Annotated in this window: 11 protein-coding genes; 9 read left to right on the forward strand and 2 right to left on the reverse strand. The window is 58.5% G+C overall.

Going from position 1 to position 11,750, the window contains the following annotated elements; genetic code table 11:
- Window positions 1-186 precede the first annotated feature (186 nt).
- From rfaD to CE636_RS14235, 5 genes are read left to right on the forward strand one after another with little or no spacing between them, the layout of a single operon-like run.
- On the forward strand, window positions 187-1,119 hold the full coding sequence (gene rfaD / locus CE636_RS14215) for an ADP-glyceromanno-heptose 6-epimerase (protein ID WP_004205054.1): 933 nt from the start codon (window positions 187-189) through the stop codon (window positions 1,117-1,119).
- An 8-nt stretch (window positions 1,120-1,127) separates the two neighbouring features.
- Entirely contained in the window at window positions 1,128-2,186 is a 1,059-nt protein-coding gene (rfaF, locus tag CE636_RS14220) for an ADP-heptose--LPS heptosyltransferase RfaF (protein ID WP_004205055.1), read from the forward strand.
- Between the two features lie 3 nt (window positions 2,187-2,189).
- A complete protein-coding gene (rfaC, locus tag CE636_RS14225) occupies window positions 2,190-3,161 on the forward strand; it encodes a lipopolysaccharide heptosyltransferase RfaC (protein WP_004205056.1) in 972 nt (323 codons plus the stop codon).
- Entirely contained in the window at window positions 3,161-4,069 is a 909-nt protein-coding gene (locus CE636_RS14230; RefSeq protein ID WP_017900045.1) for a sugar glycosyltransferase, read from the forward strand. The genes rfaC and CE636_RS14230 overlap by 1 nt, the downstream gene beginning before the upstream one ends.
- Window positions 4,047-5,216: an O-antigen ligase family protein gene (locus CE636_RS14235; RefSeq protein WP_017900046.1), complete on the forward strand. Its 1,170-nt coding sequence runs from the start codon at window positions 4,047-4,049 to the stop codon at window positions 5,214-5,216. Before CE636_RS14230 ends, CE636_RS14235 begins: the two co-directional genes overlap by 23 nt.
- Window positions 5,217-5,260: 44 nt before the next feature.
- Here the strand turns inward: CE636_RS14235 and CE636_RS14240 are convergent, their stop codons facing one another.
- Both CE636_RS14240 and CE636_RS14245 read right to left on the reverse strand, forming a co-directional pair.
- Entirely contained in the window at window positions 5,261-6,340 is a 1,080-nt protein-coding gene (locus tag CE636_RS14240; RefSeq protein ID WP_017900047.1) for a glycosyltransferase family 9 protein, read from the reverse strand.
- Between the two features lie 18 nt (window positions 6,341-6,358).
- Window positions 6,359-7,321: a polysaccharide deacetylase family protein gene (locus tag CE636_RS14245; RefSeq protein ID WP_012540311.1), complete on the reverse strand. Its 963-nt coding sequence runs from the start codon at window positions 7,319-7,321 to the stop codon at window positions 6,359-6,361.
- A 111-nt stretch (window positions 7,322-7,432) separates the two neighbouring features.
- Here CE636_RS14245 and rfaQ point away from each other — a divergent pair, with 111 nt between their 5' ends.
- From rfaQ to CE636_RS14265, 4 genes are read left to right on the forward strand one after another with little or no spacing between them, the layout of a single operon-like run.
- A complete protein-coding gene (gene rfaQ / locus CE636_RS14250) occupies window positions 7,433-8,509 on the forward strand; it encodes a putative lipopolysaccharide heptosyltransferase III (RefSeq protein WP_017900048.1) in 1,077 nt (358 codons plus the stop codon).
- The gene (locus tag CE636_RS14255) at window positions 8,506-9,633 is read left to right on the forward strand and encodes a glycosyltransferase family 4 protein (RefSeq protein WP_017900049.1); all 1,128 of its coding nucleotides are present in this window, start codon (window positions 8,506-8,508) and stop codon (window positions 9,631-9,633) included. The genes rfaQ and CE636_RS14255 overlap by 4 nt, the downstream gene beginning before the upstream one ends.
- A gap of 2 nt (window positions 9,634-9,635) precedes the next feature.
- On the forward strand, window positions 9,636-10,730 hold the full coding sequence (locus CE636_RS14260) for a glycosyltransferase (RefSeq protein ID WP_017900050.1): 1,095 nt from the start codon (window positions 9,636-9,638) through the stop codon (window positions 10,728-10,730).
- Window positions 10,731-10,759: 29 nt separating this feature from the next.
- Window positions 10,760-11,749, forward strand: coding sequence for a glycosyltransferase (locus CE636_RS14265; RefSeq protein WP_017900051.1), 990 nt, complete (start codon window positions 10,760-10,762; stop codon window positions 11,747-11,749).
- The last annotated feature ends 1 nt before the right edge of the window (window position 11,750 follow it).

Genomic DNA, 11,750 nt, shown 5'->3' on the forward strand with positions numbered 1-11,750 from the left:
GGCACATATTACCCAAAGCTATACGCTGATACGAGATGATGCATGCCTGAATGAATTATTTGCAGCATAAATCACGTCAGCCCAGCACCTTATTCTGCGAATGGCTGTAGGCTTGCTCATGTGGTGATATGATATGAGCATTCATGTCCGGATTGTCTCCGGGCTCTCAACTTCAAAGGTACAGTTATGATCATCGTAACCGGCGGCGCAGGCTTTATCGGCAGCAACATCGTTAAAGCGCTGAACGACAAGGGCATTACCGACATTCTGGTTGTCGACAATCTGAAAGACGGCACCAAGTTTGTGAACCTGGTTGACCTGAACATCGCTGACTACATGGATAAAGAAGACTTTCTGATCCAGATTATGGCAGGCGAAGAGTTCGGCGACATTGACGCTATCTTCCACGAAGGCGCATGCTCTTCCACCACGGAGTGGGACGGCAAGTACATGATGGACAACAACTATCAGTACTCCAAAGAGCTGCTGCACTACTGCCTGGAGCGTGAAATTCCGTTCCTGTACGCCTCTTCGGCAGCCACCTACGGTGGACGCACCAGCGATTTCATCGAGTCCCGCGAGTACGAGCAGCCGCTGAACGTCTACGGCTACTCCAAATTCCTGTTCGATGAATACGTCCGTCAGATCCTGCCTGAAGCCAATTCGCAGATCGTCGGCTTCCGCTACTTCAACGTCTACGGGCCGCGCGAAGGCCACAAAGGCAGCATGGCGAGCGTCGCTTTCCACCTCAACACCCAGCTGAATAATGGCGAAAGTCCGAAACTGTTCGAAGGCAGCGACGGCTTCAAGCGCGACTTCGTCTACGTCGGCGACGTGGCTGACGTCAACCTGTGGTTCTGGGAAAACGGCGTTTCCGGCATCTTCAACCTCGGCACCGGCCGCGCGGAATCCTTCCAGGCCGTCGCCGATGCGACCCTGGCGTACCACAAAAAAGGCAGCATCGAGTACATCCCGTTCCCGGACAAACTGAAAGGCCGCTACCAGGCGTTCACCCAGGCGGATCTGACTAACCTGCGTAAAGCGGGCTATGACAAACCGTTCAAAACCGTTGCCGAAGGCGTAACGGAGTATATGGCCTGGCTGAATCGGGGCGCGTAAGAGATAACATGAAAATTCTGGTGGTAGGCCCGTCTTGGGTGGGCGACATGATGATGTCGCAAAGTCTTTATCGTACGCTCAGGGCGCGCTATCCCCAGGCGATTATCGACGTGATGGCGCCTGCCTGGTGCCGTCCGTTGTTATCGCGCATGCCGGAAGTGAACGAAGCGATCCCGATGCCGCTGGGCCACGGCGCGCTGGCTATCGGCGAACGCCGCAAGCTCGGGCACAGCCTGCGCGAGCGTCGCTACGATCGCGCTTACGTGCTGCCGAACTCGTTTAAATCGGCATTAGTCCCCTTCTTTGCCAACATCCCGCTGCGCACCGGCTGGCGCGGCGAGATGCGCTACGGCCTGCTCAACGACGCCCGGGTGCTGGACAAAGACGCCTGGCCGCTGATGGTGGAACGCTACGTGGCGCTGGCCTACGACAACGGCGTGATGCGCTGCGCCAAAGATCTGCCGCAGCCGCTGCTGTGGCCGCAGCTGCAGGTCAACGAAGGGGAAAAGTCGCAGGCCTGCAGCGCCTTTAACCTGTCCAACGATCGGCCGATCATCGGCTTCTGCCCCGGCGCGGAGTTCGGCCCGGCAAAACGCTGGCCGCACTATCACTATGCTGCGCTGGCGAAAAAGCTCATCGACGATGGTTATCAGATTGCGCTATTTGGCTCGGCAAAAGATAACGAGGCCGGCAAAGAGATCATCGCCGCCCTCAGCAGCGAGCAGCAGGCCTGGTGCCGGAATCTGGCGGGTGAAACCCAGCTGGAGCAGGCGGTGATCCTGATTGCCGCCTGTAAAGCGGTGGTGACTAACGATTCGGGGCTGATGCACGTCGCCGCGGCGCTGGACCGCCCGCTGGTGGCGCTGTATGGCCCGAGCAGTCCGGACTTTACCCCGCCGCTGTCGCATAAAGCGCGCGTGATCCGCCTGATTAGCGGCTACCACAAAGTGCGCAAAGGCGATGCCGCCGAAGGCTATCATCAGAGCCTGATCGACATTACGCCAGAGCGCGTCCTGCAAGAGCTGAATGAATTGTTGACGGATAAAACCGGGCACGAGGAAGCGTAGCGGATGCGGGTATTGATTGTAAAAACCTCATCGATGGGCGACGTGCTGCACACGCTGCCCGCGCTGACCGACGCCGCGCAGGCTATCCCCGGCATCCGCTTCGACTGGGTAGTGGAAGAAGGCTTCGCGCAGATCCCCTCCTGGCATGAAAGCGTCGAGCGGGTGATCCCGGTGGCGATCCGCCGCTGGCGTAAAGCCTGGTTCTCCGCGCCGATCAAAGCGGAGCGTAAAGCCTTTCGCGAGGCCGTCCAGGCGGTAAAGTATGACGCCATCATCGACGCCCAGGGGCTGGTGAAAAGCGCTGCGCTAGTCACCCGCCTGGCGCACGGCGTCAAGCATGGTATGGACTGGCAAACGGCCCGCGAGCCGCTGGCCAGCCTGTTTTACAACCGCCGCCACCACATTGCGAAACAGCAGCACGCCGTGGAGCGTACCCGCGAGCTGTTCGCCAAAAGTCTCGGCTACGCGAAACCCCAAACCCAGGGGGATTACGCCATTGCACGCCATTTCCTGCAGCACGAGGCTAGCGCTGCCGCCCCCTATCTGGTGTTCCTGCATGCCACCACCCGCGACGATAAGCACTGGCCGGAAAACCGCTGGCAGGAGCTGCTCGATCTGCTGGCCGACAGTGGCGTCCGCATTAAGCTGCCGTGGGGCGCCCCGCACGAAGAGGCGCGGGCGAAGCGGCTGGCGGAAGGCCGGGAGTATGTTGAAGTGCTGCCGCGCATGAGCCTTGAGCAGGTAGCGCAGGTTCTGGCCAGCGCCCGGGCCGTCGTCTCGGTCGATACCGGCCTCAGTCATCTGACCGCCGCGCTGGATAAACCGAACTTCACGCTTTACGGCCCGACCGATCCGGGGCTGATTGGCGGATACGGTAAAAACCAGCACATCGTGCGGCCGGAAAACAGCGCCAGCACCGGCGATATTACCGCCAGCCGGGTTCATCTTCTTCTGCACAATCAGGGGCTGCTCTGATGGGATCTCTGTTTAAGCAGATCTATCGCTACACCCGCCCTCGCGCTTATCGTCACAATGAAAATCTGTGGCCTTTTACCCGCATCACCCGCGCGCCGAGCGGCGAAATAAGCGCGTTGCGCTATAAAGGGAAAACGGTGCCGCTGGTCAGCCTGAGCGCGCTGAAAAACAGCATGCAGGGTGAAGTCCTGCTGACCGCCACCGGCCCTTCGACCCGCAATATCGATTTTTCCCTGTTGTCGAAAACGATCCCAGTGATGGGCGTCAATGGCGCCTGGCATCTTGCCGACCGCCTGCACTTTTCGCTCTATACCATCGTCGACATGGAGTTTTTCGATAAGAAGCCGGACATTATCCGCGCTATCGTCAGCCAACCGGACATTCTGCTGTTCACCACCATGCATGGGATCGCCAAAATCGTCGATCGCTATCCGGACGCGCTGCGCTGCCGTTTGGCGTTGATTGAGGACGGTTGCTATAAGATTTACCAGCCGAAAGTCGCCAGCGAAGCGATAAAGCGCACTTACCAGCAGAATCCGGCGATGTGCTTTCATCCCCAGCGCCCGGATATCTGTTTTAGCACCGATATTCGCCAGGGCGTCTTTGATGCCGGTACGGTGGTCTACTGGGCGCTGCAAGTTCTCGCCTGGCTGGGCTTCAATACTATCCTGGTGAGCGGCCTGGATATGACCAATTTTAACCAGCCGCGATTCTACGAAACACAACAAGAAAAATTGCCTTCTTACCTGGCAACAAAAGTGGATACCCTCGTCATGCCCTCCTTTGCGCATGCCGCGCAGGTACTGCAGCAACGCCAGATCCGGGTGATTAATTTTTCCCCAGAAAGCGCTGTACCGGATACTATTTTCGAAAAGGTTGCGTTTAATGAGTACTTTAAAAGTGAGTAACTTCGCCCGACAGGGTTACTCGATTGTCTTTCCTTTGTTTTTATTTTTCAGCGCGATTTTTTGTATGTCCACCCGGACCAATAATCTGCTGCATTTATCGATCCTGCTGCTGTTGCTGTCGCTGGTACGCCAGGAAAATCGCCAGGCGCTGGCCGACGTGTTACGCGAGCAGTGGCAGACCTGGACGCTGCTGGCGGCCTTCTTTACCTATTACGCCCTCAGTAACCTGTGGGGCCATACGCCGCAGCATATTGATTCGCCGATCACCCACGGTGTGTATCTGACGGGCTATCTGTTGCTGATGGCGATGCTGCTTAGCGACGAACGAACCCGCCGCCTGGCCATGCTGGCGGTGGTTGGCGGGATCACCGTGCTCTCGCTGTGGACGCTGATGTTCGACCACACGCTGGTCCTCACCGAACGAGCGGTCTCCCCCGAGAACCCCGGGCCAACAAACGTTATCGACCTTGCCGGATACTGCGGCATCGGCATCTTAATCTGCGGCATGCTACTGAAAGAAAAAGCCAGCCACTGGCTCTATCTGCCGGTGGCCATCATGCTGGTGATGATGCTGCTGACCCAAAGCCGCGGGCCGATCATCGCCCTGGTGCTGGCGGTCGGCTGTACGCTGCACCTGCACGTCTTCACCCGCCGCAACCTGCTGATCGCCGCGGCGCTGGCCGTGCTGGTGGCTCTGCTTTTGGTCATGACGCCGGTGGGCGACATGCTGCTCGCCCGTTTCGAAGAGCTGGGCACCCAAAGCGGGCTGCGTCTGAGTATCTGGCACCATACGCTGTCGGAGATGGCCAGCCAGCCCTGGCTGGGACGCGGTTTCAGCTATGAACTGGATTTCATCAACTACAGCGGCGAACACATCACCACCACCCACAGCGTGTATATGGGCGCCCTGCTGAAAGGCGGCATCGTGGGTTTACTACTGCTGCTTGCGGTCATTGCCTGCGGACTCTGGCAGGCGTGGCGCAAGCGCCGCTCCGACAGCCGCTACAGTCTGGCGATCCTGTTTTACGCCCTGGTGTTTATGGCCTCGCAGGGGATGTTTATCATCAGCAACCCCCGGGAGACCTGGGTGCTGTTCTGGCTGCCGCTGGGCATAGCGCTCAGCAAAGGGCTAGCGGAAAAGCGTTAACAAAAAAGGGCCGCTGACGGCCCTTTTTTATAGTCACTTTTATATTAACTGCGGGCGGCGACCAGCCGGTCGGCCTGCTCTTTAATCACCGGCCACACCGACTCAATCGCCACATCGGCGACATTCGCTTCTTCACAGACGATCTGCCTCGCTTTGTCATAGCCCGGCGCCCAAATATGATAGCCGGGCAGCCCGGTATCCTTGAGTTTACGTTTGTTATAGACCGCCACCATCGGTTTATCGAAGGCGCGGGCGATATGCACGATCGAGGTGTCCGGCGTAATGACTAAATCACAGCTGCGGATCACCTCCACGGCGGAGTTGATGGTGCTGTCGGCGATGTACAGCGCCATATCCAGCCCCAGCTGCTGAATCTTCTCACTGCGCCCCACCATCACGATACAGACCCGGTAAGGCAGAGCATGTAGCCGCTCGACCAGGGTCGCCACCTGATGACGACAGAAGTCTTTATCTTCGGAGGCGGTAAAAGGGTTAATGGCGATGCGCAGTGCGACCTCTCCGGCCTGGGAAAGCAAGCGCGCCACCTTCTCCCGCTCATGGCGACAGCCAGGGAGATGATAGTCGTATGGCTGGTCGTCAACGACGCCAAAAAGCTTCACCACCTGTTTATAGCGCTGGGAAATATGGCTGTTGCTGTCAAAAAAAGCGATCGAATGATCGTAAAGTTTATAGGGCTCTTTATTAAACCCAATCACGCTGGTCGCCCGTAAATCGGCGAGTAATTTAAAACGTTCATAGCTGGTCACGTCATCAAAATCGATAACCGCATCAAAACCCGCCGCCCGTAACGTATTTAAGGGCATGCGTGGTCGATATAAATATACTTGCTCGATGAATTCTGAGCCGGCTAATATTTCGCAGCATATTGGTCCGGTTAACACCGAAACCTGATATCCCCGTTCGGCCAGTATTCTGGCGCAGCCGGTGGTCACCACCATATCGCCGACTTTATCGTCCAGACGCAATAGCAGCACGCGGCGCACGGGGACCGGGTCGAAGGGTTTGCGCGCCGGCTTATTTCTGTATCGATAGTTAATTAAATTAAATTTAATGCCGCGGAAAAAAGCGTTCTTTTTCCGCGTCAATTGTTTAAGGATACGCATACGGTACCTTGAGCTGTGTTAGCGCTGTGTGATTTTCCGCTGGTAATATTCTGCCAACGTCATGCCCTTCACCTGCGGCGCCAGCCAGCTAAAAAAGGCTTCAAGGTCAGCGTATAAACGCTCAATATCCCGTTCATTCTGGAACGTGGGGCTGCCGCCGGGCATATACTCTGAAGAGTGGAGCATATATTCCACGTAGTCATTGCCCTGCGTCAACGTTTGTTCGACGACTTTTTTCATCGTCTCCACGTTGCCGCCCATCGGACGCAGCCAGTGTACGGAGGGAGAACGCACTTTGCCGCGCAGGCGGTCGTAGCCCTGCTTCACGCTGTTCATCCACGCGGAGTGCTTGTACTGAATGCTCATCGGCACTTCCAGCAGCGGCGAGTGGCCTTCGCGGCTGATGTCATTTTCATCGAGAAAATAGGCATGCTGCGGGAAGCGGCGATAATCGGTCCCGCCATCGCCCTGCGGCGCCCCCTTGGCGGTCTTCCAGTTCACCCGTGGGGTCACCGAGCAATCCACCTGATAACCGTGCTCCACCAGCAGACGCGCATAGCGCTCGTCAAAGGCCCAGCGCCCGGCGCGATGGCTAACCATTTTGGTCTGGAAGGTGTCCTCCAGCAGATGCGTCATATAGTCGACCTTTTCACGCATCATGGCATCGCTGTATTCAATGAGATAAGGCTTATGCCGCCAGTCGTCGGCGGTCAGCGGCTCGGTCGGCGGGCTGTTCCAGGCATGCAAATGCATACCGACTTCCGCGGTGCCGCGGGCAATCACGTCTCTGGCGAATTCGATATAAAAGGGGTCGATGGCCATTTCATAGTTGGTCAAATAGACCGGTTTAAAGCCATACTTTTCGCAAAGTTGCTGAAAACGCGGGAGATAACGCGCATTCTCGGTGGTGATGCTGTCATGTTTTTGCCAGAGGTTATCGCCCTCTGTATCAATCGTGATGAGAAATGCGGGATTGTGCACGAAAACGTCCTCAGGCCATACGTATCGGGTCATGGTAGAGCAATACAACGCTTCTCTCAATCTGTCTGATCCCCTAGAATCGGAACCCTTATCCTGGATGAAGAACAGAGTATGACGCCTGAAACCCTCTCCCGCAGCCCCTTGAACCCGGCGCGGATCCTGGTCATTAAGCTGCGCCATCATGGCGACATGCTGCTGATCACCCCGCTTATTCACGCGCTGAAACAGCAGTACCCCGCCGCCTGCGTGGATGTCCTGCTGTATGAAGAGACCCGGGATATGCTCGCCGCCAACCCCGATATTCACCAAATTTATGGTCTCGACCGTCGCTGGAAAAAGCAGGGGAAAAAGCATCAGTTGAAGATGCAATGGCAGCTCATTCAGACGCTGCGCCAGCAGCGATACGATATGGTGCTTAACCTTGCCGACCAGTGGCCGAGCGCGATTATCAGCAAACTGACCGGCGCCGCGACGCGGATCGGCTTTGATTTTCCGAAGCGTCGCCACCCGTTCTGGCGCTATTGCCACACCGCGCTGGCCGCCACCCAACAGCATAATCAGCTGCATACGGTACAGCAGAATCTCTCTATCCTCGCTCCGCTCGGTATCCAGTTGAACGACGCGCCGGCGCGGATGGGCTACAGCGAAGCAGACTGGGCCACCAGCCGCGCCCTGCTGCCGGAGGACTTCCGGGATAACTACATCGTCATCCAGCCAACATCGCGTTGGTTCTTTAAATGCTGGCGCGAAGATCGGATGAGCGCCCTGATCAACGCGCTGTCCGCCGAAGGGTACGCGGTGGTGCTCACCTCCGGCCCCGACGACAGAGAGAAGCAGATGGTGGAGACCATCATCGCCGGCTGCCCGCAGGCGCGGCTGCACTCTTTAGCCGGTCAGTTAACGCTGCGCCAGCTGGCGGCGGTTATCGATCACGCCCGGCTGTTTATCGGCGTCGACTCGGTGCCGATGCATATGGCAGCGGCTCTCGGCACCCCGCTGGTCGCCCTGTTCGGCCCCTCGAAGCTGACCTTCTGGCGTCCGTGGCAGGCGAAAGGCGAGGTGATCTGGGCCGGCGACTTCGGACCGCTGCCCGACCCGGACGCCATCAACACCAACACCGACGAACGTTATCTCGATTTAATTCCTACCGACGCCGTGATCGCGGCGGCGAAAAAGGTACTGGCATGAGTAAATTCAGGCTGGCTCTGGTGCGGCAGAAGTACCGCCCGGACGGCGGCGCAGAACGGTTTGTCTCCCGCGCGCTGGAAGCCCTCGACAGCAGTCATCTGCAGCTGAACGTCATCACCCGCGAATGGCAGGGGCCGGTCAAGCCCGACTGGCAGATCCATATCTGTAACCCACGCAAATGGGGGCGCATCAGCCGCGAGCGTGGGTTTGCCAACGCCGCGCGAGCGCTCTGGCAGCGCGAGTCCTTCGACCTGGTGCAGAGCCATGAGCGTATTCCCGGCTGCGATCTCTACCGCGCCGGCGATGGCGTTCATCGCCGCTGGCTGCAACAGCGCTCGCGCATCTTACCGGCCTGGAAAAGCCGCCTGCTGTTCGCCGACCGCTACCACCGTTATGTGATGAAAGCGGAACGGGAGATGTACGAAGACCCGCATCTGCGCGGGGTGATCTGCAACGCCGAGATGATCAAGCGCGAGATCATTGAAGACTTTGGCCTGCCGGCGGACAAGATCCACGTTATCTATAACGCCATTGATAACCAGCGCTTCCTGCCGCCGGGCGAAGACACATTTGCCGCCTTACGCGCCAAATGGCAGTTGCCGCTGCAGGCAACCTGCCTGATTTACGTCGGCTCCGGCTTTGAGCGTAAAGGGCTGGCGGCGGCGATCCGCGCCATCGCCCCGACCGATCGCTATCTGCTGGTGGTTGGCAAAGATAAGGATCAGCCACGTTACCAGGCGCTGGCGAAGAGCCTGAACTGCGAAGCGCGGGTGCGCTTCTTCGGCATGCAGTCGGAAACGCTGCCGTTCTATCAGATGGCCGATGGCCTGCTGCTGCCCACCCTCTACGATCCGTTCCCCAACGTCATCCTCGAGGCAATGGCCTGCGGTCTGCCGGTGATCACCACCACCGGCTGCGGCGGGGCGGAGTTTATCGTCAACGGCCACAACGGTTACGTCTGCGACGCCCTGGATATCCCGGCGCTGCAGCAGGCGGTGATGGCCCTCCCCGCCCGCGCGCTGGGCTCCGTGGAAGGCGACCGCGCCCGCGAGCGCATCATGGCCTGCACCAGCGAGCGCCTCTCCACCCAGCTGCTTTCCCTTTATCAGGATCTGGTGAAATAACGATGCGCATCTTATTTGTGATTGATGGATTGCCCGGCGGCGGCGCGGAAAAAGTGGTCCTGACCCTGGCGGCGCAGTTCCTGCGCGACGGCGATCGGGTCTCGCTCATTTCGCTACGCGACGTCTGCGAGTACCCCTTGCCCGAGGGGCTCGACTACCAGGTGGTGGCCGATCGCTGCCGCAAACCCTGGCGCAAGCTGACCGAGCTGTCCCGCCGCGCCCGCCAGCTGGACGCCGCGGTCATCCGGGCCGAGCAGCAGGGACAATTTGACCTTGTGCTCTCCAACCTGCACAAAACTGACCGCATCGTCGCCCGCAGCCGGGCGCTGCGCGAGCGCAACGTCTGGTTCTGCCTGCACGGCGTCTTCTCGGCCTCTTATCTCGGTCACCGTACCGGCTTTGACCGCTGGATGAAGCAGCAGAAAATTAAGCAGATTTACCAGGGACGCAACGTGGTGGCGGTTTCCGACGCCGTGGGGCGCGATCTGGTGGAAGCCTTCGCCCTGCGCCCGGCGCAGCTGAAAACCATCTATAACCCCTTCGATATCGCCGCCCTGCGCGCAGAAGCGGAAGCCGACAGCGAGCGCCCGGACGGCGACTACCTGATTCACGTCGGCCGCTTCCATCCCGGTAAACGTCACGACCGCCTGCTCGAAGCCTACGCGCAAAGCGGCATTGACGCGCCGCTGGTGCTGTTAGGACAGGGGAAACCGGAGCAAGAGCAACGCCTGCGCCAGCTGGCCAAAACGCTTGAGATTGAAGACCGGGTGTGGTTCAAGGGTTTTCAGAAAAACCCCTTACCGTGGATCAAAGGCGCGCGGATGCTGGTTTTGAGCTCGGATAGCGAAGGATTCGGCAATGTGGTAGTGGAGGCGCTGCTGTTACATACCCCGGTCGCCAGCACCCGCTGTCCCGGCGGCGTCACCGAGATCCTGACCGGCGAACTTGCCCGGGGTCTGGCGGATCTCACCAGTCCGGCGCTGGCTCAGACGATGCAAAGCATTTACCATAACCCGCCGGCCATCGACGATGCCGCGCTGGAAAAATTCAGCGTCGTGTCCATTTGTCAGCAGTACCGTCAGCTGCAGCGCACCTGACGCCGTTAGTTAACCAGGATCGAAGATTTATGAGTCAAACGCCTTTACTGAGCATCGTGGCTGCCGTCTACAACGGTGAGAAATTTCTTGCGCAATTCTTTGAGTGCATTGAACAGCAGCAGCTGGACAGCTATGAACTGATCCTGGTGAACGATGGGTCGACGGACAACAGCCTGGCGGTGATCGCCGAATGGCGGGATCGGCTGCAGAACGTCCAGGTGCTGGAGCAGGAAAACCAGGGCGTCTCGGTCGCGCGTAATACCGGCCTCGCCGCCGCCAGCGGCAAGTACCTCGCGTTTCCGGACATCGACGATAAACTCTATCCGGGCATGTATCGCACGCTGCTGGAAATGGCCGAGAAAGCACATCTCGATGTCGCCACCTGCAACGGCACCTACGTGTACGAAAAGCGCCGCGAGAGCCACCCGATCTTCCCGCTGGATCGCTTGCCCTCGACCGGCGTGTTGCCGGGCCATGTCTGGCTCAAGCAGGCCCTGGACTCGCGGAAATTTCTGCACGTCACCTGGCTCAATATCTATCGCCACGATTTTATCCGCCAGCATCACTTCCATTTCGAGCCCGGCCTGCGCCATCAGGATATCCCGTGGACCACCGAGGCGCTGCTGGCCGCGGAGCGCGTGCAGTACACCAGTCAGCAATTCTATGATTACTACATCCATTCTGAGTCGGTATCGCATAAGCCGGACAACGACGACACGCTGATGCGTTCGGCGCGCCATTACATGAAAATTCTGGAGATGCTGGAGGCGATCAACCAGCGTTACCCGGATAAAGTGCGCCATATCGCCGCCTGTCGCTGGCAGATCGCCAAAGAAGGCCTGGGGATCATCCACACCTTCGACAGCATGAAAGATGAGTCGAAAAAGCATGTTATTATTAAAGAATTCTTCGACCGCGGTATCTGGGGGTTAATCTGGAAAAACGCCTGTACTTTCCGTTTACGCTGGCGCCTGGGACGCCGTTATCTGCGTATTAAGCGTTATCGCCACGCGGGATAGA

This window comes from Klebsiella sp. LY (assembly GCF_004010915.1).
GTDB classification, from domain to species: domain Bacteria; phylum Pseudomonadota; class Gammaproteobacteria; order Enterobacterales; family Enterobacteriaceae; genus Klebsiella; species Klebsiella quasipneumoniae.